The sequence below is a fragment of the Cupriavidus sp. D384 genome (genome assembly GCF_001652915.1).
In the GTDB taxonomy this organism is placed as follows: domain Bacteria; phylum Pseudomonadota; class Gammaproteobacteria; order Burkholderiales; family Burkholderiaceae; genus Cupriavidus.
In genome coordinates, this window is the sequence record NZ_BBQI01000128.1 from 125,022 (window position 1) to 151,916 (window position 26,895).

Annotated in this window: 18 protein-coding genes; 8 read left to right on the plus strand and 10 right to left on the minus strand. The window is 64.4% G+C overall.

Translation table 11 applies throughout. The features are described from left to right. The first annotated feature begins 11 nt into the window (after positions 1-11). The 6 genes from A9J21_RS28430 to A9J21_RS28455 all read left to right on the plus strand — a co-directional run bounded on the left by A9J21_RS28430 (position 12) and on the right by A9J21_RS28455 (position 4,520). Positions 12-851, plus strand: a complete 840-nt coding sequence (locus A9J21_RS28430) for a hemin ABC transporter substrate-binding protein (RefSeq protein WP_066741776.1) — start codon at positions 12-14, stop codon at positions 849-851. A 41-nt stretch (positions 852-892) separates the two neighbouring features. Next, positions 893-1,840, plus strand: a complete 948-nt coding sequence (locus A9J21_RS28435; RefSeq protein WP_066741971.1) for an iron ABC transporter permease — start codon at positions 893-895, stop codon at positions 1,838-1,840. A 1-nt stretch (position 1,841) separates the two neighbouring features. After that, on the plus strand, positions 1,842-2,627 hold the full coding sequence (locus A9J21_RS28440) for a heme ABC transporter ATP-binding protein (protein ID WP_066741779.1): 786 nt from the start codon (positions 1,842-1,844) through the stop codon (positions 2,625-2,627). A 64-nt stretch (positions 2,628-2,691) separates the two neighbouring features. Further along, positions 2,692-3,270, plus strand: coding sequence for a prepilin peptidase (locus tag A9J21_RS28445; protein WP_082926666.1), 579 nt, complete (start codon positions 2,692-2,694; stop codon positions 3,268-3,270). Between the two features lie 116 nt (positions 3,271-3,386). Beyond that, the gene (locus A9J21_RS28450; protein ID WP_231907071.1) at positions 3,387-3,827 is read left to right on the plus strand and encodes a hypothetical protein; all 441 of its coding nucleotides are present in this window, start codon (positions 3,387-3,389) and stop codon (positions 3,825-3,827) included. Between the two features lie 105 nt (positions 3,828-3,932). After that, positions 3,933-4,520, plus strand: a complete 588-nt coding sequence (locus A9J21_RS28455) for a biliverdin-producing heme oxygenase (protein WP_066741782.1) — start codon at positions 3,933-3,935, stop codon at positions 4,518-4,520. Between the two features lie 48 nt (positions 4,521-4,568). On the opposite strand, the gene A9J21_RS28460 is transcribed toward A9J21_RS28455, so the two are convergent. From A9J21_RS28460 to argC, 5 genes are all read right to left on the minus strand, one after another. Continuing rightward, positions 4,569-6,023, minus strand: a complete 1,455-nt coding sequence (locus A9J21_RS28460; protein WP_197497586.1) for a HAMP domain-containing sensor histidine kinase — start codon at positions 6,021-6,023, stop codon at positions 4,569-4,571. After that, positions 6,010-6,678 (minus strand): response regulator transcription factor, encoded by a 669-nt coding sequence (locus A9J21_RS28465; RefSeq protein WP_066741785.1) that lies wholly within the window; start codon positions 6,676-6,678, stop codon positions 6,010-6,012. Before A9J21_RS28465 ends, A9J21_RS28460 begins: the two co-directional genes overlap by 14 nt. A 310-nt stretch (positions 6,679-6,988) precedes the next feature. Then, the gene (locus tag A9J21_RS28470; protein ID WP_066741788.1) at positions 6,989-7,510 is read right to left on the minus strand and encodes a hypothetical protein; all 522 of its coding nucleotides are present in this window, start codon (positions 7,508-7,510) and stop codon (positions 6,989-6,991) included. Between the two features lie 12 nt (positions 7,511-7,522). Beyond that, positions 7,523-8,365 carry a DUF2092 domain-containing protein gene (locus tag A9J21_RS28475; protein WP_066741790.1) on the minus strand — a complete coding sequence of 281 codons (843 nt, stop codon included), beginning with the start codon at positions 8,363-8,365 and terminating at the stop codon, positions 7,523-7,525. A 1,239-nt stretch (positions 8,366-9,604) separates the two neighbouring features. After that, the gene (gene argC, locus A9J21_RS28485) at positions 9,605-10,528 is read right to left on the minus strand and encodes an N-acetyl-gamma-glutamyl-phosphate reductase (protein WP_066741796.1); all 924 of its coding nucleotides are present in this window, start codon (positions 10,526-10,528) and stop codon (positions 9,605-9,607) included. A 129-nt stretch (positions 10,529-10,657) separates the two neighbouring features. Here argC and A9J21_RS28490 point away from each other — a divergent pair, with 129 nt between their 5' ends. After that, positions 10,658-11,542 (plus strand): LysR family transcriptional regulator, encoded by an 885-nt coding sequence (locus A9J21_RS28490; RefSeq protein WP_066741799.1) that lies wholly within the window; start codon positions 10,658-10,660, stop codon positions 11,540-11,542. 99 nt (positions 11,543-11,641) lie between these two features. Here the strand turns inward: A9J21_RS28490 and A9J21_RS28495 are convergent, their stop codons facing one another. Both A9J21_RS28495 and A9J21_RS31810 read right to left on the minus strand, forming a co-directional pair. Then, entirely contained in the window at positions 11,642-13,345 is a 1,704-nt protein-coding gene (locus A9J21_RS28495) for an arylsulfatase (protein ID WP_066741802.1), read from the minus strand. 71 nt (positions 13,346-13,416) lie between these two features. After that, the gene (locus A9J21_RS31810; RefSeq protein ID WP_156546281.1) at positions 13,417-13,983 is read right to left on the minus strand and encodes an autotransporter outer membrane beta-barrel domain-containing protein; all 567 of its coding nucleotides are present in this window, start codon (positions 13,981-13,983) and stop codon (positions 13,417-13,419) included. A gap of 445 nt (positions 13,984-14,428) precedes the next feature. Here A9J21_RS31810 and A9J21_RS28500 point away from each other — a divergent pair, with 445 nt between their 5' ends. Next, complete coding sequence (locus A9J21_RS28500; RefSeq protein ID WP_156546283.1) at positions 14,429-16,480, plus strand: hypothetical protein; 2,052 nt, start codon at positions 14,429-14,431, stop codon at positions 16,478-16,480. Positions 16,481-16,685: 205 nt separating this feature from the next. On the opposite strand, the gene A9J21_RS28505 is transcribed toward A9J21_RS28500, so the two are convergent. The 3 genes from A9J21_RS28505 to A9J21_RS28515 form a co-directional block, all read right to left on the minus strand. Beyond that, positions 16,686-17,819 carry a hypothetical protein gene (locus A9J21_RS28505; RefSeq protein ID WP_156546286.1) on the minus strand — a complete coding sequence of 378 codons (1,134 nt, stop codon included), beginning with the start codon at positions 17,817-17,819 and terminating at the stop codon, positions 16,686-16,688. 80 nt (positions 17,820-17,899) lie between these two features. Then, complete coding sequence (locus A9J21_RS28510; RefSeq protein ID WP_066741819.1) at positions 17,900-21,145, minus strand: hypothetical protein; 3,246 nt, start codon at positions 21,143-21,145, stop codon at positions 17,900-17,902. Continuing rightward, on the minus strand, positions 21,145-26,535 hold the full coding sequence (locus tag A9J21_RS28515) for a hypothetical protein (RefSeq protein WP_066741821.1): 5,391 nt from the start codon (positions 26,533-26,535) through the stop codon (positions 21,145-21,147). The genes A9J21_RS28510 and A9J21_RS28515 overlap by 1 nt, the downstream gene beginning before the upstream one ends. Positions 26,536-26,895 lie beyond the last annotated feature (360 nt).

The window sequence follows — 26,895 nt, forward strand, 5'->3', positions numbered from 1 at the left end:
CGGAGTTGTCGATGAAACTGCTGCGCTCTGCGCTGTTGTCCCTGCTGTGCGCGGCAGGTCTGGCCCATGCTGCACCGCCCGCCCGCGTGGTCGGCCTGGGCGGCGCGGTCACCGAAATCATTTACGCGCTGGACGCGGAGAAGACACTGGTCGGTTCCGATTCGTCGAGCATCTACCCTGCTGCCGCGCTGAAGCTGCCCAAGGTGGGCTACTACCGCGCGGTTTCCGTCGAAGGGCTCGCCAGCCTGCGGCCAGACCTGGTGCTGGCGGCCGACCAGGCCGGCCCGCCCCAGGCGATGGAACAGATCCGCAAACTGGGCAGCAAGGTGGTAATGCTGCCTTCGGCCCCCACGCTCGCGGCGTTGGAACAGCGCATTCTCGGCACCGCCACGGCGCTGGAAATCCCGGAGCGCGGACGCACGCTGGTCGACCGCCTGCACACCGAACTGCGCGCAATCCGGCCGGTCAGCCAGCCGGTGCGCGTGCTGATCGTCAGCAGTCATACCGGCAAGATGCAGGGAATGGGCACCGACACCGCCGGCGATGCCATGCTGACGCTGGCGGGTGGCACCAACGTGCTGGCCGGCCAGACCGGATTCAAGCCGTTTTCGGCCGAGGCGGCGGCGGCCCTGAAGCCGGACGTGATCGTGACCACGACGATGTCGGTGAGCGCCAGCGGCAGCACCGATGCGTTCCTGGCGCAGCCCGGCCTCAATGCCACCCCCGCCGCCCGCAACCGGCGCATCGTCGTCATGGATGATCTTCTGCTGCTGGGCTTTGGCCCCCGGCTGCCGGAAGCGCTTCGCCTGTTGCAGACGGGCCTCGCCACACCGCAAACGGCGGCCCGCTGATGCGCGGTCACCGAATGGGCATCTTCACCGCGCTGTGCGTGATGCTGGTGCTGGCCGCCCTGTGGACCGCCTCAAGTGGCGCGCTGCCGATTCCGCGCGGCCGCCTGCTGCCGTTGCTGTGGTCGCAAGCTGCGCACGGCGACGACGCGATGTGGCGCAACGTGCTGATCGAAGTACGGCTACCGCGCATCGTGCTGGCAATCACGGTAGGCGCCGCGCTGGCGCTCTCCGGTGCGGTCATGCAGGCACTGTTCCGCAATCCGCTGGCCGAACCGGGCCTGATCGGCATATCGCTGGGCGGCGCGGCAGGCGCTGTGGCAGCCATCGTGCTGGGCGCAGAGGGGCTGGCGGGCATCGCACCCGCCGCGTTTGCCGGCAGCCTTGCGGCAACGTCATTTGCCTACCGGCTCGGCGCGCGGCGCGGGGGCATGGCCAACCTGCTGCTGGCGGGAATCGCCATCAACGCCATCTGTGCCGCCATCGTCGGCTTCTTCACCTACCAGGCCAGCGACGTGCAGCTTCGCAACCTCACGTTCTGGAACATGGGCAGCCTCGCCGGGGCCACGTGGCCGATGCTGGCGTGGCTCGTGCCACTGGTCGGCGTGCTGTGCGCGCTGCTGCTGCGCGATTGGCGCGCCATGAATGCCCTGCTGCTGGGCGAGCGCGAAGCCCAGCACCTTGGCTTTGACCTCAAGCGGCTGCGTCGCCGGTTGATCGTGCTGACCGCCCTGCTGGTCGGTCCCATCGTCGCCGTTACCGGCACGATCGCATTCGTCGGACTCGTCGTGCCGCACCTGGTGCGCATGGCGCTGGGCGCAGACCACCGCTGGCTGTTGCCGAATACGCTGGCCGGCGGCGCAATCGCGATGACACTGGCCGACTGGCTTTCGCGCATGGTGGTGATTCCGGCCGAACTGCCGATCGGCATCGTGACGAGCCTGGTGGGCGGCCCCTTCCTGCTGTGGATGCTGACGCGAAAAGGAGCATGACGTGCTGGTTGCAAGCCATCTCAACTGCAGCCGTGGCCGCAGGCAGGTGCTGTCCGGCATCGATCTCAGTCTGATTGCTGGCGAAGTGCTCGGCATCCTCGGTGCAAACGGCGCGGGCAAGAGCACACTGCTGGGCGCGCTGGCCGGCGAGATCGCGGTCCCGGCTGCAGCGATATCGCTGAACGGGCATGACCTGGCCGACTGGCCCGTCAACGCCCTGGCCAGGACACGCGCGGTGCTGCCGCAGTCTCCTGGGCTGCACTTCGATCTCGACGTGACTGAAGTGGTCGCCATGGGTGGGTATCCGTTCCCGGAACTCGATCGCCCTGCCCTGGCCGCCCTGATGCAGCGCGCGCTCGGTCTGGCCGATGTGACCCACTTGGCTCATCGCGACTACCAGAGCCTGTCCGGCGGCGAACAACAGCGTGTGCAGTTTGCCCGCACGCTGGTGCAGACGCTGGCCTGCCGCGCCCCGGATAGCTACCGCGCTTTGCTGCTTGACGAGCCGATCTCGAGCCTGGACCCGCGCCATCAACTGCTGCTGCTCGACAGCGTCAGTACATTGAGCCGAACCGACGGCCTGGCCGTGCTCGTAGTGCTGCATGACGTCAACCTTGCCGCCCGCTGGTGCGACCGGCTACTGCTGCTGGAGAACGGCCGCACCGTGGCATGCGGCACACCCGCCGAAGTGCTGACAGAGGCCAACCTGGCAAGCGTCTATGGCATACCGGCCAGGGTCATGCCATCGCCCGTCCACGCGGGCGTGCCTTTTGTCGTCTTCGGATGACGCTGGCCGCCAGACGCCGCTTGCCGTCATTGCCCGAGCCGCCACCCTGACCCGGAGTTTTCGCATGACATCGTTCCTGCCGCAGATCCTGCAAAACGCACTCGCGCCCGCGCCGGGTTCACTGCGGCTTGCAGCGTTGGTGCTGACGCCCGCGCTGCTCTGGGTTGCGTTGTCCGACCTGCTGTATCGCCGCATCGGCAATCGTCCGGTCCTGGCGCTGCTCGTCTTGTGGCTGACTCAGCTTGCGTGGATATGCGTGCCTGGCGGGCAGGCGCCCGCGTGGCCGGAGATCGCCCGCAGCAGCGCCGCGGCGGCAATCGTGCTGGTGGCGGGTTATGCCCTGTTTGCCATGCGATGGGCCGGAGCGGGCGACGTCAAGCTGATGGCGGTACTTTGCCTCTGGCTGGGGCGCGAGGTTGCGATGTTCCTGCTGGTCACCTCCCTGGCTGGCGGCGCGCTGGCCTTGTGCATGCCGGTCCTGCGCAGGATCGAGCTGACTGCAGCACGGTGTATCCGACGGCTTGGCGCATGGCTGCCCGTGGCGGTACCCACGCCGATGGCGCTGCAGGGGCATTCATCGCCTGGCATTCCCTATGGCGTCGCGATTGCCGCCGGCGCGGTGTTCGTGTTGTTCCGGCACTGACCGTCATGGATCGGCCCCGCCCGCCTTCCCGCCTGCCTTCCCGCTTACACTCCCGCCCACACCCGCGTCTGGCGGCCCGGGGCGCGCTTGCCGTCGAAGCCGCCTTTGCGCTGCCCGTGATCATCGCCGGCGCGATGATGTTCATCGAACTGGGCAATATCGGACTGACTATCGCCATGGGTGGCACGGCACTGGAACGCGCCATCCATCCATTGCACGCCGGAGCCGTCAATGTGACCACGCCCGGACAGATGGAAGCGCGCGTGCGGCTTGGCATGGCTGCCGCATCGCATCGCCTGCTCGATGACGCCGATATCGCCGCCGTTGCCGTCGAACGCTTTACATCCCTCGATGCGGTGGGCGCGGGCAGCACGCGCCGTGGCGGGAGCACCGCCAGCCGTACGGTGCCGGCGTGGCGCATTACGGTGGAAATCCGCAAGGACTTCATCACTCCGCTGCCGCGCCTGCTGGGCACGGGTGGCACGGCCTTCCGTTATCAGTATCAGCAGTGGCTCGACAACCTACCGGCGCCCACAACCAACATGAAGCAAGATTAACGTGTCATTGGCAACGCGATCACGTAAAAAGAAAGTCAGCACGCAGGCGTGCCCGTCATACGGCAACGCCGCTGATTCCACATTCGATTTCCGGAAGCATCCACGATGACCATCACCGAAGCGCACCCTTCGCTTTCTTCCCGGCTCAAGCATGAAACCGCCGCCCAGCACGAGCGCATGCACGGGCTCATGGACGCGGCCAAGCCGTTTGCCAGCCGCGAAGGCTATGCGCGCTTTGTCGCCGCGCAGTACCTGTTCCAGCGCGATATCGAGCATCTTTTTGCGGACCCGGCGGTGCGCGCCGCCGTGCCGGACATCGACGGCCGGGGCCGTGCCGCTGCATCGCAAGCCGATCTCGCGGACCTGTCATGGTCCGTACCAGAGGGCGATATCGCCAGTCGTGGCGTAGCCATGCCCGAGGCGCTGGGCTGGCTCTATGTCTCCGAAGGCTCGACGCTGGGCGCGGCATTCCTGTTCAAGGCCGCCAAGGAAGAACTGGGGCTGTCGGCCGAATTCGGCGCCCGCAACCTGGCGGCCTACCCTGAAGGACGCGCCATCGCATGGCGCAATTTCGTCGCGGCACTGGACAGCGACGCCGTGCCCGCGCACACGCACGACGCCGTGATCGCCGGCGCCAATGCCGCGTATGACCGTTTCGGGCAATTGCTTGCCGACATGTTCGAAACCGCTTGAACCTGCCACCTGGGGCCGCCGGGCGCGCGCTACGGATAGCGAGGATCGCTACGTCTTGAGCGCGTCCTTGAAGCCGGTCCTGTCGCTCCAATGGCGACGGTCCAGCAACAGCACGGCCAGCAGTCCATCGGGGGCGTTCTCCTCCAGCGAAAGCTGGGCGCCATGCAGCCTGGCGATGGCATTGACCAGCGCCAGGCCGAGCCCGCTGCCCGATTGCTGGGTCCCGCCCGATGTCCTGCCCGACGTTGCACCCGACGTTGCACCCAGACGCCGGAACCGCTCCACGGCCTGGCCGCGCAGCCCTGCCGGAATCCCCGGGCCGTGGTCGGCCACGCCCAGCGCCAGCCCATCGCCACGGCGGCGTGCCAGCAGCTGCAGCGACTTGCCCTGCGGCGCGTACTTGATGGCGTTTTCGAGCAGGTTCGACAACGCCTGGAACAGCAGCGCGCGGTCGCCGTACAGTGCGCGCCCCGGCTCCGCCTCGATGTGCAGTGCCATCCCGGACATCGACACCAGCGGTGCATAGTATTCGGCCAGGTCGTCCAGCAGCGCGCGCGCGTCGAACCATTCGAACGCATGCTCGCAGCGCCCGGCCTCCACCTCACCGATGCGCAGCACCGCACGGACCATGCGCTGGATGCGCTCTCCTTCCTCAAGCGCACCGAGCACATCTTCGCGCATGGGGTCGTCAACCTTTTCTGCCAGATTTGCCAGGCGGTTGTGCATGCGCGTCAACGGCGTACGCAGTTCGTGGGCCAGATGGCTGCTCACGCTCTTGACCTCTTCCATGAGCCGGTTCACCCGATCGAGCACGTGGTTGATGTCCTGCCCCAGCAGGTCGAATTCATCGCCACCGCGCCGGCACGGCACCATCGCATCGCGCTCGCCCGTCACGTAGCGGCGCAGCGCACTGCGGATGCGGTCCACCCGGCGCATGCTTTGCACGCTGGTATAGAGCCCGATCGCAAGGCTCGTCAGCAAGACCGCGAACAGTCCCGCCCCGGCCACCAGCGGAATCACGCGCAACCGCTCGCGCATCGGCAGGATGTCGTATCCACTGAAAAACACGCCGCCGTCGGCCAGCGGCACCTGCACACCGAACAGCTGCGCCAGCCTGGCGCTGGTGTCGCCCACCGTGACATTGCGCCACTGCAGATCGCACGGCGGTGTGCATTGCAGCGCGGTCCTGACCTTCGCGTCGCCAAACAGCAGCCCGCCCGAGGGCGACAGCACAAGCGACTTGCTGCCTTCGCGCTCGCGGCTGTCGTCCTGGGCCAGCGCCATGGCAAGCTCCCTGGCATCGGCAAAATGGTGCCGGTGTTCCTGCGTGCGCACGTCGGCCAGTACCATGTCGCGCACGTGACTGTGCAGCAGCACGTCGATCTGGTGCGCGCTCAGCAGCACTGACCCGATGGCGACCAGCAAGAAGAGGAACGCGACCAGCGAGGCATGGCGGAAGGTGCGGGTCTCCAGCAGGTGGGCAACGCGCTCAGCCCAGGACATAGCCGACCGCACGCACCGTACGCAGCAGCGACCGCGGAAAATTGCGGTCGATCTTGCTGCGCAGCTTCGAAACATGAACGTCGATCAGATTCGTCTGCGGATCGAACTGGTAGCCCCAGACCTTCTCCAGCAGCATGGCACGCGTGACGGTGCGGCCGGCATGGGTGGCCAGCACCTGCAGCAACGCGAATTCCTTTTCGGTGAGATCGATCGGCCGCCCGCCCCGCGACACGCGGCGCTCGCGCCAGTCGATGCAGAGGTCCTCGAGCCGCGTGATCCAGTCTGCGTCGTTCGGCAGGGCACGCCACTTGGCCAGCCCCTCCAGGCGCAGCAGCAGTTCTGTGAAATCGAAAGGCTTGCCGAGATAATCGCCCGCGCCGGCGCGCAGCCCTTCTACGCGGTCGCTGGGCTGGTCCACGGCGGACAGCACCATGACGGGCGGATGCGGATGATCGGCCAGCGCCCGCAGCACGCCGATGCCATCGATGCCCGGCAGCATCCGGTCCAGCAGTACGGCGTCGAACGCTTCGTCCCGGATGAGTTCGAGCGCGTGCTCGCCCGTGTCTGTCAGGCGGCAGTCATGTCCCTTCTGCTGCAGCTTGGTGCTTAGCCAATGCCGCACCCGCGGATCGTCTTCCACGATCAGAACACGCATGACAGTCTTCTCCCCTTACCCAAGATCACCCGCCCGTCGACCCTTCTTCCACCCGGACTATTTGATATTTGTACCGGTTTGCTCTCATTCTACATGAGACGCATTCTCATTTGAGAAGAATTTTTCAGGCCAGTCCACACGACAGGGTCAGCCGGATTGGCCCCCGGGCAACGGCCCCGGACCAGGTAACCAGCCGGGGGCGTTTTGCGACGAAATAGGCATTATTGGCGAATTTTGGGGCAGCAAGGATTAACTTTGCTTAACGGCTGCGGCCGTCCCATGTGCAGATCGTTGCCGTCGCCCCCAACCGTCAGTACGGCGGGTTGACCACCACGTACTGCCCGCTCTGCGGCAGGTACCACGTCGTGCCGCATTGCTGATAGACCATGCCGCCGTAGTTGACCGGTACGCAGTTCGGCGGGATGGTCCGGGTCATCGAGCCAATAACAGCCGAGGTCATTGCCACCGTCGCCGTGACGGCGGCGGCCGTGGCCACCGGATGGTAGTCGTTGTCCCACCCGCCACCGCAACAGCCATTGTTGTTGACGGTCACGTTTGTATTGCGGTTGACATTGACGTTGCTACTGCTGTTCACGTTGTTGACGCTGGTGCTGCGCACGTTGTTGGTCCGGGTATCTGCGCGTGCGTTGTTCACCTGCGTCGTCTGCCGCGCCGCGGCCGCGTTGGCACCGCCGCCCGCGCGCGCGCCGGCCTGCGCGCCACCACCTGCGCCCGCCCCTGCCCGCGCATACGCAGATGGCGTCCAGGCGGGCATCGAGAGGAGCAGCGAGGCCAGGATCACTGCGAATTGCTTGCCGTGTACTTGTCTCATGGCCGTGCTCCCCTATTGCGGCTGACTTTTCCCGTTCTGCTGCGACGGCTGGGTCTTCAGCGGAACGAATTCGGCCTTCTTCGCGCCAGCTGGCGGCGAGAATGCGAAAGCGGATTCCTTGAACTTCGGATGCAGATTCCACTTGTAGTGGGTCACCGATTGCGGACGGGCCTCGTCCGCACGATTGGTAATCACCAGCTTGCGCGGCAGCGGCTTGCCGCCGGTGGCAATCCAGATCTGCCAGTCGATCTGGCCCTGGCGGAAGGCATAGTGGTCGCACACGTCACCGCCGATGATGTCCTGTCCGGCATACAGGGCTGACTCGATATTGTCGGTGGGCGCAGCGGAAGTGCCCCACATGAAGAGATCGGCGGACGGCAGTTCCACACCGTACCGCGCCCGCAGCCTGTCGACCAGAGCGCCCAGATTTTCGCTGAAGTCCGCCTGCGAGTAGTACTTCTGGTCGGGGTAGTACATCGTCACCGTTTTGCCGTCGTACATCAGGTCCCGCTGTGACCGCGCAGATCGCATCTGGGCGCGCAGCTTGTTGGGCCGAAGCACGTCGAGGTCCGACGTCGCGGTGTGCTGGAGTTTCTCGCCGTCGGCCAGTACGCGTTCGCCGGACAGTTCGATGAAGACTTCGAACTGTTTCAATGTCTGCAGATAGGCCCCCATCTCCTTGAGCGCCTGGATCGAAGCGGGATCTACCGCCTTGGCGTCGGCAGATGGGGGAGGCGATGCCGCGGGCGAGGCCGCCGCAGGGGGGCTCGGTGGTGGGCGCGACGCCGTGGGTGGCGCGCTGCTGCAGGCGGCCAGCGAGGCAACGAGCAAGGTCAGGACCGGTGTGCGTGCCATGGTGAACTCCGATAGGACGTTAGGGAGTGCCAGCAAGGAAATATGCGTTCGTCGCCCCGGCGCTCAGCCGCGGCGCATCGGCATGCTCTCTGATTGTTGACGCTGCAGGGCGGCCCCTGGCAAAAGCCAGAGAGGGGGCCCGTTGCACGTAGCGGCTGGTGAGCCACACCGGGAGCGGGTGAGCGTAATGGCGAGAATTGGCGACCAGACGAACAGGTCGAGGAACGGAGGGAATAACGTCAAGCAGGCAATCGCCGACACCGCGATCCAGGCCGCCTGAATCAGCACGTCGAGAAACTCTCGGGACAGGATTTTCCCAGTAGCGGCCGCAGGCAACATGGTTTGTCTCCGTTCTTCTTAGTTGCCGAACTCTGCGCAACAGCGCCACTTCATTCTAGTGCGTGTTATCCCGTCCGGTGCCATTGCATGCGCCGACTTTCTTGCGTCCTGATACTCACGCAATTGACGGCCGTGCCACGCCTGTTATCTCGGCGGTTTATTAAATGGAAAGGGCATGCCGGCAACGGCCAGCGATAGGCCCGTAGGCGAAAAATGACGATTCCTGCATGACGCCGGCGATAAGGCGCCCTGACCGACCTTCAGTCGAGCCGGAATCCCCAGGACATTGCAAGTGCTGCGTGAATCACAAAATAATCGCCAGCGCCCTACCCATCACCGGCTTCAAGATCGAATATTCAATTGGCGGCTCAAGTTTCAGGCCAGCCTGCCGTAAGCGTCCGTACTACCATTGGCCTATCGAAAGCGCCCTTGCCGACCTTTATAGTGGTCTGCCGGCTCGATTGCGCCAGAGGCACGACATACGCAACAAGAATATGTGGGGTCGATATGCTGAGATTTGCGACGATTATCTTGCTTTCGATGTTGGGCTCGGCTGCAGCGAATGCCGCGCAGGACGCAGGCAGTCGGCCGCAGATTCTGAGTACCGAACGCGGAATCAGCGATGGCCAGCGCGACGCAACTGTATTGCACACGCCGCCGCCCAGCCGGGCCGGTGTCATCGCGACACCCCCAAACTCGCCCACCTATGATCAGCAGGTCAACGGATCTGCACCGTACCCATATATCGTCGCGCCATATATCCAGGTACCTGGCTATACGCCGCAACCGAGTCCTCCGCGCCCCGTACCCCACGGCCGATAGATCGCGACAAACCGGAGGCGGGACAACCTCCGGGCCACCTCCCTTCCCGGGCCGGGAAGGAGCATTCGTCGGCCACGACTACGCGAGCATCAGGTTCAGGTTTTGAATCGCTGCACCGGACGCGCCCTTCCCAAGATTATCGAAAACCGCCGACAGCAGGACCTGCCCGTGCTCCTTGCTGGGAAATACGCCAAGGCGCAGGTCGTTCGTCCCGTTTAGCGCCTGCGGATCCAGATGTTTCAAGGCGCCAGACTCCTGCAGCGGCAGCACATGGACGTGCTCCGCCCCGGCATAGTGGCGCGCGAGGCAGTCTTGCAACGTGGCGCCATTCACCCCGGGCGCCAGCAGCCGCAACGCCAGCGGCACCGTCAGCACGATGCCCTGGCGGAACGCACCGTATGCCGGCACGAAAATGGGCGGCTGCGAGAGCCCGGCGTGCTGCTGGATCTCCGGCGTGTGCTTGTGTGCGAGTTCCAGGCCGTAGACCTGAAATGAAGGCGCGTTGACGGCGCCGGGCCCCTCATATTCCTCCACGCCCGCGCGACCGCGTCCGGAGTAGCCGGATACCGCATGAATGCTGATGGGGTAGTCGCCCGGTATGAGCCCGGCCTGCACCAACGGCCGCAGCAGGCCAATCGCACCGGTCGGATAGCAGCCGGGGTTGGTCACGCGACGCGCGTTTGCAATGCGCTCCGCCTGGCCCGGCGTCATCTCCGGCAAGCCGTAAGTCCAGTCCGGGTGCGTACGGTGAGCGGAGCTTGCGTCGATCACGCGAACCGCGGGATTGACAATGGTGGACACGGCCTCGCGCGCGGCGGCGTCCGGCAGGCAAAGGATGGCGATGTCGCAGGCATTGATGGCTTCCGCGCGGCGCCCCAGATCTTTGCGCTCCGCAGCCGCAAGCGTCATCAGCCTGATATCGGTCCGGTTACGCAGCCGTTCGTGGATGAGCAGCCCGGTGGTGCCCTGGTCGCCATCGATGAAAACAACAGGAGAGCTCATACGTGGAATACCCCGCTGAATTTGCGTTGCAAGAAAGAGAACGAGCTCCTATGTTCCTCGTATCGCTACAATAGAGAAAGTTGAATTTCATAACACTAATGTTCAGTTTTCCTGAATCTGGGGGAGGACATGCGAGAGATCAGCCTGGATCGCCTGCGCACGCTGGTTGCCATTGCAGACCGGGGGTCGTTCGCCGACGCGGCGCGCGCCCTGCATCTGGCGCCGCCAACGGTCAGCCTCCATATCGCCGAACTCGAAGACCGCATCGGGGCTCAACTCCTGTCGCGCAAACGCGGACATGTCAGGCCGTCGGCAATCGGAGAAGTGCTGGTGGAGCGTGCGCGCCGGCTGCTGGCCGATGCCGAGCAGGCCTTGGACGATATCCAACGCCAGGTGCAGGGGCTTGAAGGGCGCGTGCGGCTTGGTGCGTCAACCGGCGCGCTGGCGCACCTGTTGCCGCAGGCGCTTGAGGGGTTGCGCCAGCACCATCCCGCTATCGACATCCAGGTTGCAGTGCTGACCTCGCAGGAAACGCTGTCCCGACTGGCGGATGGGACGCTGGACATAGGGTTGGTCGCCCTGCCCCAGCCCCCGGTGGCCGGACTCGTGATCAAGCCCTGGAGGCGCGACCCCGTGATGGCCTTTGTGCCGGCGCATTGGCAGTGCCCCGCCCGCGTCACGCCGGAATGGCTGGCTTCCCAGCCGCTCATTCTCAATGACGCCACCACGCGTCTTTCGCGCCTGACTACGGAGTGGTTCGCGACCGCGGGGCATCACCCCGCGCCTCGCATCGAACTCAACTACAACGACGCGATCAAGAGCCTGGTCGCGGCAGGTTACGGCGCCGCGCTGCTGCCTCACGAAGAGACCGCCCCCTCGCCCGACAACCGCATTGTCATGCGACCGCTAAGCCCGGCGTTGTGGCGCCGGCTCGGCATTGCGCATCGCGCGGGTTACGTCGAGCGCGCCACGCAACACGTACTGGATATGTTGCGGAATCTGCGACTGGCGTAGACATCGCCCGCGGCAATTGCGCGGCATACGCATCGCTGATGGACCAGTCGTGGCGATGCGCCTGACCGGAGGAAGATCCGGCCAGGCGCATCGCGGAAATTACTGCCTGGCTCCGCCCTTGTTGATGGACTGCATCACCGCTTCGGTCATCTGGTCGATCGTGAAGCTGGCCGGCCTCTGGCTGGGCGGATAGTCCTTGAACGTCTGGAGGAATGGTCCGACGCGCGACGATGCATAGCTGATCAGGTACGCGTTCTTTGCCGTCCAGTCGTAGTATTGATCGGAAACGATGTCCGCCCGTTCATAGGGATCCATGCGCAGGTTGAACGCCTTCGGCACGCGCAAGCATGTGAAGGGGTTGGCCCACACTTCGAAACCGCCGGGGTGCCGTTGCTCGCAGAAGACGAACTTCCAGTTGTTGTGCCGCATCGCCACCAGTACTCCATCGTCGTTGAAGTAGAAGAAGTCCTGGCGAGGGCCGGTGTTGGTCTGCCCGGTCAGATACGGAAGGAAGTTATAGCCGTCAAGGTGCACCTTGAATGACTTTCCGCCGATGCTGGCGCCCTTCAGCAACCGTTCCTTGATGTCGGTATCGCCGGCTGCGGCAAGCAAGGTCGGGAACCAGTCGAGCCCGGAGATCATGGTCGTCGACACGGTACCGGGCTTGATCCGGCCGGGCCACCGGATCAGTGCCGGAACGCGGAACGCACCTTCCCAGTTGGTATCCTTCTCGCTTCTAAATGGCGTGGTCGCAGCGTCCGGCCATGACCACTGATTGGGGCCGTTGTCCGTCGTGTAGATGACGATCGTGTTGTCGGTAACCTTCAGATCGTCGAGCGATTTGAGCAGCTTGCCGACATCTCCGTCGTGCTCGAGCATGCCGTCGGCGTATTCATTGCCCGGCATGCCGCTCTGGCCTTGCATGGACTCGCGCACATGCGTGAAGGCATGCATGCGCGTCGTATTCATCCACACGAAGAACGGCTTGTCAGCCTTGACCTGCTTTTCCATGAAGCCAATCGCGGCCGCGGTGGTTTCGTCGTCGATCGTCTCCATCCGCTTCCGGTTCAGAGGGCCGGTATCGTCAATCTTGCCGTCTGCGAACGAATGGAGAACGCCGCGCGGGCCGTTCGCCTTGACCCAGGCCGTGTCGTTCTTCGGGTAATAGGGGCGCTCAGGTTCCTCTTCCGCATTCAGGTGGTAGAGGTTGCCGAAGAACTCGTCGAAGCCGTGTGCGGTCGGCAGGTATTCGTTGCGGTCGCCAAGGTGGTTCTTGCCGAATTGCCCTGTCGCGTAGCCCAGCGGCTTGAGCGCCTGGGCAATGGTCACGTTCTGCGACTGCAAGCCAATGGCAGAGCCGGGGATGCCAACCTTCAGCAAGCCCGTGCGCAAGCCAACTTCACCGGTGATGAAAGTGGAGCGGCCCGCTGTACAACTGTTCTCGCCGTAGTAGTCGGTGAGCATCATCCCTTCGGTGGCAATACGGTCGATATTGGGCGTGCGGTAGCCGACCACGCCGTGGCTGTACGCACTGATGTTGGTCTGCCCGATGTCATCCCCGAAAATGACCAGGATGTTCGGCTTCTTGCCAGACGACGAAGTCGCCGCCAACGCTGGCGCAGAAGCGGCATCCACCGGCGCATTGGCCGCGACCGGCGGATTGGCCGGGGCTGGCACCGGCGTGGCCGCGCTGGAATCCGGGGCCGTGGCGGGCGCCTGCGCCGCTGGCTGCTGCGCCTTTGGTGGCTCCTCCTTCTTGCCGCAGCCCGTGATCGTGAGCACCGCTGCCATGGTGGCCAGCATCAACAGGCTGCTGCCTCCTCTTTTCACCATACCTTCCTTGCCTCGATGCATTTCCCGCCTCCGTTCATTGCCTACCGTCGGTTTGTTGATGCTCTCATCGTCTGTTGCACAACAGCATTGTGGTCATTGCGCCGCACGAGCGCGGCGCTGGGTAGCACTGTGACAGTGCCCTCCCCGGCCCGCGGGGACGGAAAGCCGGCGCGCCGCGCGCGTGACTCTCCCTCCGCAATGCACGAAGCGCGCGGAATGCACCTTGAGGCTATCGTTGCAGAAGAAAACGCGAAGCGGAATTGAGAATTTTCTGGCCGAGATGTTAGTGATCTTTGAATTGCGAGACGTGACTCTGGCCACTGTGGAGGCGGATGGGGCTGCAGCGTCGTGCCCGTCGCGGTGCCACCGCTGACCACAAGCTTGTCCGAAGCCGAGCCATCTGTACTGAGCGCGGTATTCAAGGCGATAACGCCACCAGCCCCACTGTAGTTCTGGACAGTCAGCGTCTTGAATCCCCCTGCGCCCGGAGACGCGAAAGCGATCAGGCTGGCGTTGTTCGATACGTTGGTCAGGTTCGAGTTCGCCGTGAGGTTCCACGTACTGCCGTTCGACAAATTCAGCGTTGACGTACTGGTCGTGTCCGTCATCGCAGCACCTGTCAGCCTGGAAGCATCTCTGGTGCGGATTCAACGGGTCGATGCAACACTAGACACTCATGGGGCTGCTTCTTGTTGACACCGGGTATCAAGCCTCGGGGTGACCCGTGCCCAGATTGCCCAAATCAGACCCGCGGCCAGACCCGGACTTGTCCCCACAATAGGGGACGCGCGGATCTTTCCCGCTTGCTAGACTCGCTCGCCAGCATCCAAGACCGAGGCACGGCGGGTTCCACCGCGATGGGCGAGCCGAACGTTCACCAGATTCGGGGTCGGCTACTTATGCCCCACTCTGGTGGGGCTCGTCGGTTCTGCACGACATTTGACATTTTTGGCGCATCGATACATGTAACAGATTCGTTACATGTCGTATGATCTGCGGCGATTCATTGTCGTGAACGTCGCGCCTTGCGCGTCCGACCCTCTACATAGATCCATGATCCGATATAAGACCAAGGCCGCCCGCCACCTGACGGCGCTCGCCATTTGTTCCGCCCTGCTGCTCTCGGCATGTGGAGGCAACACGGACCCCATCACCGCTTCGCCCCAGCCAAGCGGTGCGCCTGCCGGCGCCAAGGTCGTGCTCGACAAAGAATCGATCGCTCCGACGGGCGGCGACACCGTCGTCGTATATGCCAAGATCCTCGGGCCAGACGGTAACGAACTGAAGGGCTACGACGTGTCCTGGGAATCGAGCAATCCGGACGTGGCGAAGGTCCTATCGGCATCCAATCTCGCGCCATCAGCCTCGATATTTGGCGCCCCCGCGACTGTCGGCTACTACGCGACCGTAGTGATCGGCGATGCGGGCGGCTCGGCCACGCTGACTGCTTCCCTGTCTCGGGCCGATGGGTCCATCTATAAGCAGACGCTCGTTATTTCAGCCATCCCGAAACCGACGACACCGACAACGCCCACCCCGCCGAAGACCTACACGCTCTCGATCTCGCCGAGCGGTTTCACGCTTGCCGCCGGCGCTGCCGCCCAGAACGCTACGGCCGTCGTTGCCCGCTCCGACGGCGCGAACGGTATCGCCGATCTGACGAACTGGACCTGGAAGGTAGACGACACGACGAACTTCAAGGCTGTTGTCGCATCCGATGGAATTTCTTCGACGATCGAGTCGGCACCTGGCGCTACGCCGGTCGCCGCAACAGGCAAGCTGACGGCCTGCGCGGATACGCCCGCCGGCGACCATCTCTGCGCGAATGCCTCGCTTTCCCGCCCGCAACTTCCGCTGCCAACGGTAACCTTTGACAAGGCTTCGCTCGACGTCAAGCCGGGGCGGACTGCCTACGTGCAGGCAACTCTGACGGATCAGCCCGGCCAGACCGCTTCGCTGGCACCGTATGCGACTTACACATGGTCCTTCGATGACAGTAACCTAGCCTCCGCGGTGTTCGGCGCCAACGCTGGCAGCGGTGGCGTCTCCGCAAGCGCAAGCGCACTGAATGCATGGACAGGATCACTGTGGCTCACTGTGACCTACCCTGACGGCCGCTACGTAAGCACCTCGATTCCCGTCTCCTCGTCAGGCCCTTGGAGCCAGATCAGCGTGGGCGCAGGCAGGTCCGCACGCGCGATTGTCGTCGATGGCGACAAAAGCTATCTCCTCTCGGCGGACACGGTGAGTGCTTACGTCGAACGACAGCTCACCGCCTTTGGCTCGCTCGAAAAGATTTTCAGCGCCAGCATACCCCCGGGCGCCTTTAACCTCTTTATTACAGAGGAGAAGTCCAGGCTTGTAGTCGAACTGGCCAATGGATATCTCGGGTCCTTCCCCGTCGGCGGAGCAAACGACATGCCGTTGTTCTCCGACTTTCTTTGCGGCGCAGGGGCCGCTCGTCGCTCGTACGCCACGACGGCCGACACCAACCTCGCCGGCGTTTCGTGGTGCCCGGACGACCCGATTGCCAATAACTACGCGACGGGCTTGGGCTTTGGCACTATCTGGAAAGCCCTACCGAACCCCTCCGACTCCATCATTGGGGCGAGGGTCTTCCCGGATGGGACGTACGCGCTGGCGACAGCCGGAGGCAGCGTCACCGGCGGTGTGATGCAACCCTTAGGTATGGAAGCTTTCAACTCGACCATCTCGGCAGGCCGCTTCGCCGGGGCAGTCATGCCTTCTGCAATCAACCCGACTGCAAGCAACGCAAAGTTCTTCGCCTCGCGCGTAGAACCCTACGTCTTTGCCTGGCAGGGCTCGACGCTGTTGTCGCCCAGTTTCCTGCAGCTCTACCCTGTGCCCGCCAAGGAAATCCAGGCCGACGACACGTTCGTTTTCTCGTTGCATACCCTCTCGAGGGACCTATTTTCCTTCTCAGCGGGAAGCATGATCGCCTACGACGTAGGCCACCCGCCTTCCGCGACGGCCACGAACGTTACGCGATTCTCCTCGACGCATTCGATGGTGAATGGCAACGCCAAGGCAAGAATTGGCGCCGTCTACAACGACGGATCCGTCTGGGTGTTCGACCAGCCCTGATACGCTAGCAGCGCTACGTTGGATCTGCATGGATCTGGCGGCGCGAATGCATTCACCGCATTGCCTTCGGTGAACGCCGTGCGCGCGGGAACGACGCCCTAAGGCAGGAATCCATGTTGTGGCTGCAGGCTCTGCATGGATTCACCTCCGATTCGTTTCGATCGCGACGACGGCGCTTGGACTCGCCAGTTTCAAGACGGACGCACTACGGCGTGAGAAGCACACCCACTTCAATTTGCTGGTTCTGGTCGAATGCGATGGCCGATATCTGGCCGTTGTTGTTGATGCCGGTTGCGCGCAGGATCGTGAAACCCGGCGTGCCGAGGCTCAGATCGGCATGAAAGCCACCATGCGCCGGGTCAATCAGAAAACCGCGCTCGTTCGAAGTCGAAACAATGGCACTCGGAGAGCCAATACTCCCCACGATGGCGCCGGCGTCGTTGATTCCCAAGGCCCGGCAAATGACCGGAATCGGAACGGTGGCCGCCGGCGGCGGGATGCGAAAGAAGGTCGCGCGCGGATTCAGGGGCGGGACCACTGCGGGATGAACGCCGTCAAACGAGGCGCCCACGACGTCCTTGTTGACATTGAGGTCGGCCGTGATGGAATGGCGCAGCGTTGGTCCAAGACCACCTGGCAGGGCCTGCAGCAGCGTGATGAAGGGAATTGCCGGCCCCAGAATGTTATTCAGCAGAAAGGCCTGGGCGACGATGCCCGTGGCATCGTCAATGGCCGCATCCAGGGCGATGTCGCCGTTGTCGTTGAGTGCGCTTGCACTGCCGGGTCTTGGCAAGAAGACCGGTCTGAGGTTCAAGGGTACGAACACATCCAGATCGCGCATGGCCAACGGAATGCCTACCGCCGTGCCATCGAGGAAGAACGGGTGCTCGAGCCCCGGGGCCACTTCCGAGTCACCGACAATATGGCCCGCATTGTTGATGTCATTGGCCCTGCTGCTGCCGAAGAACGTATTGGCGGGAAACCCGAGCGGAGGCGTCGGCAACAACGTTCCCAAGTCCTTTGGCGCTGTTGCCGCATTGGCCCAGAGCACGGCGCGCGTGCCCTGCGTGGTGCTAGCGGGATTGAAGGCATTGTCGAATACGATCGCGTCGCATTGCCCCACGATAGCGCCGGCGTTGTTGACGCGGAGCGCCACGCCCTTGCCGGCACTGGTCGGCAAGGCTTGGAGCTGCCGTCCCCCGCCCCCGGGTGAAAAGACCCAGGGAAAATCGCCATCCACGTCTCCCACGACGACCCCGCCGTCGTTGAGCCCGAACGCACGCGAGGTTCTGCCGTCCGGCGAGATCTTCGTCACCGTAAACGAAAAGTGCCCTGGCATATCAACTCCTTTGTCTTGCGTCGCGGGATCGCGACTGCAGGCCCGCCGGCCGTGAACGGGTACCCGGGCGCCCGACTCGGCTACGGGACGGGAATACTGGACACGCCGCCGAGACGATCCAGCGGATCGACGAATGCCACCATCAGGGTCAGCCCTGCCGCGACGTCGCCCGGCGCGGGAATTTGCGTGGTGAGACTTCCGCCTTCGATACTGGGCCAGGCACCCTCCAGGACGACGCCGCCGGCGTTGCGTATCGGCTCGATTGGGCCATCGGCCCACTTCGTCCACGCCGCCAGCCTGAAGCGGCCGACGGCTAGCTTGTGCGCCCGGGGCGGGTCATCCACCTGAATCTGCAATACGAGCGTGTCGGGCGATGGGCCGGGCTGCCGTGCGACATGCATCGCCGCGACGTCCGGCGCCGCCGGCGCGGCTTGTGGCACGTGCATGACCGTGCGTGGGGCCGATGGCGAACTCTTTGGCCTGGGTTGATCCTGCCTACCGGAGGGGGCCACCGGCACGATCTCGCTCGCCACTTCGTCATAAGCAGCTGGCAGCCGTCGTTCAGGCGGCATGCGCCACTCCGCCCAATACACGTAGCGCACATAGGGCTCCAGCCCACGCCCCGCGTTGTCGTCGGAAAACGAGGCAACGTAGTGGCCCGTGGCAGCCGCCCGGACCATCGCGACGGGAATGCCCACCTGTCGCGCGTATATGGGGTCGGGCACCCCGGCAACCGCACGCCGGATGAATGCCACGGGTGGCTGCGTGCCCCGCTGGCCCGGGTGGAATAGCCCTGGCTCGTCGCGCTTCAATATCACTTCGTCCACCGCGTCGGTGGAAACCGTGAGCGATACCTTGCCCGTCTGCTGGTCGATGTCAGCATCCAGCCTGGGCGCGGCCGGCCGGCGGCTTTCGGGCACTGCAACCGCGACGATGCCGCACTTGCCAAAGTCCGCTTCCTCGCCATCCGATCCGAGCGGCACCACACGCACGAACTGCACCGTCTCAAGGCTGCGTGGCAGATGGATGGACAGCCCGGCGCCCCCGCCTTGCGCAACCACTGGCGGGTCCGTGAGTAGCCGGAAACGCTTCTTGACGCCTTCCAGGTGGGCCCCTTTCACCGCCACCAGGCCGCGGGACGTGGCCCCCGGCGGATCCTCCCCAAGCTCTGCTTCGGTGATTTGCATCGCCGCCTGGTCAGCAAGATAGACCCGGTACCGCGAGCCATCCGTCGCGTTCCAACGCAGCTTCAGCTCCACCTCGGGTGCCGGACCGGGTTCGCTCGACCAGAACAGCCCCACGCCGGTTTTCAGCAACGTGGGCGACCTGAAGTTCCGGACTTCGAATGCCGCGCGTGCCACCGCTGACTTGTTGCCTTGCGTATCGGCGTACTGCCCCAGCAGGGAGAAGGTGGTGATGCCGTCCGCGATTGGCGGAATCGGGAGCGTGTGCTCGATGGTACCGGGGATGGACACGTCGATCGGTGGATCGTCCAGGGTGCCGATGCCAAGCTGGATCGTAGCAATGTCGAAGGCGCCGGCAGGCAGGTCGTCAAGCCGTGGGACGACTGTCGCGCTCCCTGCGTGTTCCATCTGCGAAGGCGAGAAGCCATCGGGCTCGGGAAGCCGCGCGGGCACGGCAATCCTGACACTGACCACGCCGGGCGACGTGCCCGGCAGGATGTCTCCGGCGAGTCTTTCAACGTGGAAGCGCAATACGGGTTCTGGCGGCTGCACACGCGGGGGGGGCGCTGTGGAAAAGAAGGCCGCCTTTTCCGGGAAGCGGCCAAAGAAATCCGAACCCCATACCGCGAACGCTGTCGGGTTGGTGTCTGCGTCGATGTCGTGATCCGTTTCCAATGCCTGCGGTTCCAGGCTGGAAAAGTTCCCGCCTGTCTCGTTGATGCGCGGGCTCGCGTCGCGCTCCTTGCCGAAGAGGCGCGGCGCGGCGCGCGTCAACCCGTCCAGCCGATCGTTGCGCGACACCCATTGCTGGTCTTCAAGCCTTGCCAACGCACACTGGGACACCAGCGGAAGGTCCTCGAACGCAAAGCTCGCCCGGTAAAGGCGACTGGGCTGGGTATCACGCAAGCCTTGCCAGCGCACCTGGAAGATCTGCGGGGAAGGGACGGCCGGAGGCAGCCAGGGTGGCACCGGATCAATCATCAGCATCAGCGGTGCGATGACCAGACCGTTCCCCATCACCCGAGTCGCCATCTTTTCCACGGCGAGGCCGTAGTCGGCACCGGTCGCAGTACTGAGCGTCCGGGCATAGACCTTGACGAAATTACTGGTTGGCGTGTGGCCCCTGATGGCCGACAGGTCCAGCCCGTACTGCGAGAACTCATCGACCGACACGGCGAACAGCCCGAACAATGCCAGCGTCGACCAGCGATTGCCCGGGAGCGAGTCGATACGGTCGGCAAGGCCCAGGTACCGTGCAACGCCGGGATCGGCTGCCGCAAGCTGCAGCGTGCCCAGCCGGTCCAGCTCGACGTGCTGCGGCCGGTCCCCGGCGGGGGTGGTGCCGATGGCTAGCATGCGCTCCCGTTGTTCCCAGGGTGGTGGCTTTTTGGTGCTGACCAGCCGCTCGATCAGCGCGTCGAAGCCGCCCTCCACATGCAGCGAGCGTAGCGAGGCGATGACACGCTCGATTTCATCGCCGGCCGAAACGCTTTCGAGGTTGCCAAACGGGCGGTCCATCGGATTCATGCGCAACGGCGCACCGCGCTCCACCCTGAGCATCCCCGCCTCACGATCCTGGATGCCCAGGTACCAGGGAAAATCGCCCTTGATCGGCAATGCCAGCGTCGCCAGGATCGATTCGCGGTCGAACTGCAGTTCCTCGACAATGGCCAGGGGAATCATCCGCTGGATGATGCGCAAGGTTCCCGCCCCCCAAACCTTCAGCTTGTGGAAAAGCGGTCCTGAAAATACGAACGGACCCTGATCGCGCACGCAGATGGTGCGGCCGTGCTGATCAAGCATCGCCGCCGCTTTGATGGTGCCTGCGCCCTCGTCGATCTCGATAGAGGACGTCATGAGGTTTGGCGGGTCCGACAGCAGCAATGTGACCTCGAGGACGCCATCGTCACCAAATTGCGAAGGCGTTGGCTGGCCCTTCGAGTCCTGCGTGAAAAGCCTGCACGCGCGTCGCTCGCCCTGGAGATCCAGTCCCCTGACGATCAGCGGGCCGACCGGAAAGCTCGCGCCCAGGCCGGAAAAAACCCGCAGATGCGTGCCCGCCTGCAGGTCCTTGTCGCCGTCCGGCTGCACGGCGAAGGAGAACGCCGAAAGTACTTCGGACGGTGCTCGGATCGATGGCATCAAGGGTCCTCCGCAAAGCCGGGTGCCTCCGGCAACATCACCCTGGCCACGTGTTGCTGCCTGGACCGGAGCACGAGGAATGCCTGCTGCGGCGGTGCCGGTACCGCAAAAGGCGACGACGTCAGAAACAGCAGCCGGGAACCTGAACGATCGCGCCGGCGAATGTCGAACGCCACCGGCGGCCCGCCTTCGAGCGTCAGCGCCGCGCCGTCGAACGCCAGCCGTCCCGTCCGGTGGATGGGCTCGGGCGACTCCAGCATCAAGCCGGCAAAGTGCCAGGCGCCCATCTGGTGCCGTATCCAGATGCGGCTTTGCCGTGGCGCTTCCGCGACCGGCCAGCCGTCCAGACCGAGGCTGGTAAGCGCACTCTGGAAGGCCTGGTCATCGTCATCGATCACCGCGCCGCCACCAATGACCGCGCCGACAACCGCAAGGTCACCGGCCAGTACGTCCTTGGGTGGCATGGCCACCGGTGCGATCACCTGCCAACCCAGAGATGAAAGCATGTCTTCCGGCGTGCGCCACCGAGACGTCTTGAACGTGACGCCGGGCAGGCGCCCCGTCGGGTTGCCATCCACATTGGCCGTGACATAGACCTCATACCAGGCCTCTGGATCGAGCGTGGTGGCGGCGGTTGCCGTGGCGCCCGGCAAGGGTTGCGCGCACGGCGCGGCAATGATTGCGTCGAACCTGACCTGGTCGACTGGCGACAGGAATTCCCGCAGCTTGCCGAAGCTCCAGACCGGCGCCAGCAGGATTGGCCGCGCATGCGGCTCGCCTGGTCTGTCAATGCGCCTCACCGCGGTCGAGACGGCAAAACCGTAGCTATTGGCAAGGGCCGGTACGTGGCTTTGCGTGAAGTGAGCCGCGATGGGGTCGTCGCGAAATCGGCATTGTTCACTCTGGCCCGGTTCGTAGCCAGCGAGGTAGCGCTCCAGCATCTGCGGCACGAACACGTTCTGCCGCTTGAAGAGAAAGTCTGCGAAGCCCTTCTTGCCGCTGACGAGCTGCACGCTTTCCTGCTTCCTGGCCGTGCCGAAGAACAGTTGCCGCAGTGTCGGCGTGTTCGCCCCGGCCGTGCCCGGCGGCTGGTAGCTCGCCTGATCCAGGCGTGAGTCCGCGGGCGTATTCTGCCCCGCATCGTACCGTTCGCCAGACCACAGCATGTCGATGTCGAGCCGGTAGATGCGCCCGGGCTGGAGAATGGTTCGTCGGTGCAGTTCCAGCGGCAGCATCGTCAGCTTCGGGCCGTCTTGCCTGGCCCGGCTCAACTGTTCGGCAAGGTCGTCGATGGCGGCGCGCGCCTGGGCAGCGGCCTCGGCGGCGACGCTCGACATGCCGCGCAGGCCAAGCACCGCGATCGTGGCACTGATTGGCCAGTCGACGATCACTCGATTTGTCGCCAAGGCGCCGGGCTGTGCAAAGCTGAAAACGTCGCGATCGTCCACCGTGCCAAGAAACTTGGGACCTTCCCAGGTGGCGCCCGTGGCACTCTTTACCGAGACGCCTGCGAACCGGTTCCCATGCTCGAATATGCGGCGGTCTCCAGACATCACAAGCAGACCTTGCGTGATGGTTTCGGGCAGGTCCAGGTGCAGGCGCTGTTCGACGAACGTGCCGGATTCCATCAGTTCCGCGAGTTTCAGGTCGGGGGGCACCCCAAGCGTCGGCGCGACAATGGCGCCGTCGAAGCTCCGCTCAAGCCCCAGGTCTTGCGGCGCTTCGAATCTCACCAGCCGCGCGGCGCTCAATGAGAAACCGGGATGCGTGCCATAAGCGCGGTCGAGCGGTGTCTCGTTGCCGTTCTCGTTTATTCCGAAGTGATGCATCTCGGCTTCGACCCGGCTCCATAGCGGGTCGTTGCCGGACGGTGACTGCGGCAAGTGGTAGCCGCCGGTCAGTCGCCGCGCCAGGTAGCCGATGGCCCACGCCGGGCGTGCCTCCGGGCGGGCCGTGCAGAAGTCGGTGGTGGTGCCGATCGGGTTGCCAATGTCCTTGCCGGCATCTGCGCGACGGTTGACCCACAGGTCCCCCACCGTGCTGAACAGCAGCAGCTCCGTGGCGTCCGTCGCGCCGCGCGGCACCTGCCAGCGCGCCGGCAACCGTGTGCCGACCCGCGTGCCGCCCACCCGGGGATCGACCTCGTCGGTGACATCGAACAACGCCACGTCCTTGAGCTGCCACCAGTAGCGCAGCAGTTCCGACCCGATGCGTTTGCCGGCGTATGGCTTGCCCGGGCCATTTACGCCGAAGAACTGGTCATCTGCACCGGGTAGCACGTCCGGGGCGAATGCGAATGGGATGGAGATCAGCACATCCGGCCAGACGCGAACCTCGTCGGTGACGTTCTCCGGGTCCTCGACAAGGTGGCCGATGACACGATAGCTGTCGTCGGTCAGCACCGGAGTCGACCCGACCCGCCGCCGCTCGTTCTGGAATGACTCGTACCTGTCGAGCGGGTGTTGATCCGCGGGCGGCAGGAACGGCTTTGCTTCATCGCCGCCGAAGGTGATGGTCACCGAACCCTCGATATCGAAGAAGAAGAGCTCGATACGGCCGGTGACACGAACCCATAGATAGACGTCGTCCGCCACGGCAATGAACTTCGCGTCGGCGCTTACGCCAAGCGCGAACGGCCCCAGGTGCAGTGCCCCGTTGGCCCCGCCCAGACCGGCAAAGGTCAGCGGGCTGGGCACGAGCAGCAGATCCAGGCCCAGATAGAGTTGCGCCCAGGCGATGGGCCGCAGCCCGAAATTCTGATGAACCGAAAATCCGACGGCGATGACAAAGCCGTGGTCGTAGTCGATGAACGGCGCCTGCACGGGCCAGCGCAGGATGCCCTTGCCGCGAACCATCAGGTATGCGTCGGCGCCGAATCCGAGGATGTCCGGCAATACCTTGAGCGACACGGGGCCGATCTTGCGACCCTGCCCGTCGTAGCCGTCGGCACCCAGATAGGTGTACCAGTCGCTCGTATCGCCCGCCACGGGATAGTGGCCAACCAGCGGCAGCCGGATCTCCAGCAACGGCTTGAAATCGATCGAGCCGATCACCGCAAAATCCACGGCGCGCGCATCGACCCCGATAAAGCCCAGGCAACTCACGCCGCGAACCGGCGGGAAACTTGGATCGGTGATTTTCGGCCGTGGACGCATCACGCTGCCATTGAGCGCGCCACGCACCGAGACGTCGGGGACGGTGATCAGGATCTCGGCCTTCGCCCCGAAGGTGAAGCCAAGATCGGGCAACGTGCCCACCGCGGCACCGATGCCGAACAACATGTTGCCCGCGGCCACGGTGAAGTCTTCCGCATGCTCATGGCGCCACTGCAGTTGCCGCAGCACCGGATCGCCTTCGCCGCTCAGCTTGGGCCGGGCGGCCACACCGAACATCCCGGAGACACCAAACAGCCCGAGTCCGGAGTTGGCCAGTGGCAGCGGTGCCGGCAACTCCGCCGCGAGCGCCAGGAACACCATTGGATCGCTGTAGATCACCGTTGCGTCGGCATTGAACTGGATCGGCACGATTGCCGCGGCAATGTGTGCCTCGAAACCGCCCGGAATCAGATGCAACGCTCCCCGGCCCGCGATCACGCCCGGCAGGTCGATGCCCACGGCAATACCGGTGAGGGTGACGACAGGATGCCCATCCTTGAGCGTGCCCCGTATGGTGACGCCCGAGACCTTGACCGGCCCCAGGTTGAGCCGGAAGCGCAGGTCAACCTCGATCCAGGCCGACCCTCGGCCCGACCGGCTGCCGACAACGTCGAACAATTGTTCGAAGCCATCGAGTTGCCAGGCGCCGGGATTCTCGATTTCCATCTCAGCCCGGTCGTAGTCGAGATCGAACATGCCGAGCCCTGACTTGCGCATGTCGATCGTCATCGCGACGCGACGCACCCGGATGCGCATGGGCTGGTCGGGCACCATGCTGACTGACAGCCCTCCGCCTGGCACGCCGAGCGCCGTGACGCGAACGGCCACCGAGTAATCGAGGTTCAGCGAGATCCGTTCGCCGACTGGCAGACCATGCCCCGTGGACTCGATTTCGGCACCGTGCAGCACGAAGCGGCTGGCTGGCTCGAACAACGACGACAGGGCTGCGCCGGCCGCGGCGATGGCCGCCAAGTGGTACTTGCCGCCATCGTTCTGAACGTCACCATTGGCAATCAGTGAGGTCGCCATCGCCGCCGCCGTGTTGAACACCTTGGCGGGCGCCAACGCCCCGGCATTGTCATCGGTCTGTACCATGACCAGCCCCGCCGGACCCTGCGACGAAAGCCCCAGCGTCATCCGCATATTGCCCGGGTCGTTGGCCGGATCGCGCGCGAACGTAGCCGTCACGCGAACCGGTTCGCCGGCCAGGAAGGTGAGATCCCCCAACTGTTCGAGTGGCACGGACCGGCCGTTGAGAGGCAGGTCCATGCTGGCCGAAATCAACGTTGGGACCAGTCCCGAGAATCCCCTGGCGGTTGGATCAATGCATTCGATCCGGATGCTGAAGCCTGGTCGCGCCGAGGCTTGCTCGATCGCCGCCTTTGGCGGCACCTTGGTTTCCATCACAAGCTGGATGCCACCGGGGCCGGTGGGAATGGCCAGGTATCCCTTGATCGGCTGCCCGCCAAAAAAGGGCACGTCGCGAGGCAGGTAGAAGTCCAGTTGCCGCGCCAGTATCCCGCGCCAGGTCTTGTTGTCCGCGTCGATGTGATCGAGTGGAGGAGACAGTGCGGGCGCGCCGCTCCCAGGGCCAGCATGTTCCTGGCTGTCGTCGATGACCAGGGCGGGACAGTGAAAGCCGATGCTGGTGTCGCCAAACACCACCGCCGGCGTGTCGAAGCCGACTGTCACGATCCCTTCGGTGGAGTCGGTGTCCGGCGTAAAGCGGAGGCTGGCTGGCTTCTCGGGGGTGCCCTGGATCAGCAGTGAAGGTGCCAATTGCGAGCCTGCTTCTTCCGCCCGGCTGACCAGCACGGCCGGTTTCCCCGTGGAGGTGAGGCTCGCTTCGCCGGTGGCGGCATCGGTCACGATGTTGGCGCCCGTGAAGGCAAATCCGGGGAGCCGCTCGACGAACTTGAAGACGGCGTGCACGCGATCTTCTTCGGAGAGGATCAGCCAGAACCAGAACGATGTTGGATTCTGCTCGGGCTCAAGCTTCAGCTTGAACGGTATCTTGCCCAACTGCTCAGTCGGCAGCGCCAGATGAAAATCGAATCCGGGGATAGGGCTCTTGTTCTGGTCGAGGTCGATTTCGACTTCGCCCTTGAAAATGCCGCCGCCCAGTGGGGTGGGCGCGGGGTTGGGATTGAGAATCGACAGGAGCAGGTCGATTTCGCTGGGCAACACGACGTGATCCAGCACGCGCGCTTGCTGCAGGAACGCCCTTACCGACATGGCTGGCTCCGGGATACGCGGTTACTGACACGGACGCCACCGGTTGACGGATGCCGGCGGCCAACGGCCGGGCGTCCGGAACTGCGGAACGGGAAGGCATGGATCGCGCGCACGGCAGGACACCGCGTCCCACGCGCGCCAGAGATGACGTCGCCTGATGTCGTGCCCTGTTTCATCGCAGGCGCCCCTCGGCAGCTTGTTATTTTTCATCTTGCACGAGGCGCACGCGCGGGCGGGCCACAGGCAATGAGTGGAGCGTAGAGGAGCGCAACAAAAACGCAAATGCATGCCGCTTTCGACAGATCTGCACCAAGTTTTTATGGCGTTCGTCAGTCCGGCATTGTTGTCATACCGTCATCA

Excerpts from the sequence above, each read along its gene's own strand:
- A9J21_RS28430 (WP_066741776.1), top strand. The coding sequence starts at position 12 with ATGAAACTGCTGCGCTCTGCGCTGTTGTCCCTGCTGTGCGCGGCAGGT.
- A9J21_RS28435 (WP_066741971.1), top strand. The coding sequence starts at position 893 with ATGCTGGTGCTGGCCGCCCTGTGGACCGCCTCAAGTGGCGCGCTGCCG.
- A9J21_RS28445 (WP_082926666.1), top strand. The coding sequence starts at position 2,692 with ATGACATCGTTCCTGCCGCAGATCCTGCAAAACGCACTCGCGCCCGCG.
- A9J21_RS28455 (WP_066741782.1), top strand. The coding sequence starts at position 3,933 with ATGACCATCACCGAAGCGCACCCTTCGCTTTCTTCCCGGCTCAAGCAT.
- A9J21_RS28460 (WP_197497586.1), bottom strand. The coding sequence starts at position 6,023 with ATGTCCTGGGCTGAGCGCGTTGCCCACCTGCTGGAGACCCGCACCTTC.
- A9J21_RS28465 (WP_066741785.1), bottom strand. The coding sequence starts at position 6,678 with ATGCGTGTTCTGATCGTGGAAGACGATCCGCGGGTGCGGCATTGGCTA.
- A9J21_RS28470 (WP_066741788.1), bottom strand. The coding sequence starts at position 7,510 with ATGAGACAAGTACACGGCAAGCAATTCGCAGTGATCCTGGCCTCGCTG.
- A9J21_RS28475 (WP_066741790.1), bottom strand. The coding sequence starts at position 8,365 with ATGGCACGCACACCGGTCCTGACCTTGCTCGTTGCCTCGCTGGCCGCC.
- argC (WP_066741796.1), bottom strand. The coding sequence starts at position 10,528 with ATGAGCTCTCCTGTTGTTTTCATCGATGGCGACCAGGGCACCACCGGG.
- A9J21_RS28490 (WP_066741799.1), top strand. The coding sequence starts at position 10,658 with ATGCGAGAGATCAGCCTGGATCGCCTGCGCACGCTGGTTGCCATTGCA.
- A9J21_RS28495 (WP_066741802.1), bottom strand. The coding sequence starts at position 13,345 with ATGCTGGCCACCATGGCAGCGGTGCTCACGATCACGGGCTGCGGCAAG.
- A9J21_RS31810 (WP_156546281.1), bottom strand. The coding sequence starts at position 13,983 with ATGACGGACACGACCAGTACGTCAACGCTGAATTTGTCGAACGGCAGT.
- A9J21_RS28500 (WP_156546283.1), top strand. The coding sequence starts at position 14,429 with ATGATCCGATATAAGACCAAGGCCGCCCGCCACCTGACGGCGCTCGCC.
- A9J21_RS28505 (WP_156546286.1), bottom strand. The coding sequence starts at position 17,819 with ATGCCAGGGCACTTTTCGTTTACGGTGACGAAGATCTCGCCGGACGGC.
- A9J21_RS28510 (WP_066741819.1), bottom strand. The coding sequence starts at position 21,145 with ATGCCATCGATCCGAGCACCGTCCGAAGTACTTTCGGCGTTCTCCTTC.
- A9J21_RS28515 (WP_066741821.1), bottom strand. The coding sequence starts at position 26,535 with ATGTCGGTAAGGGCGTTCCTGCAGCAAGCGCGCGTGCTGGATCACGTC.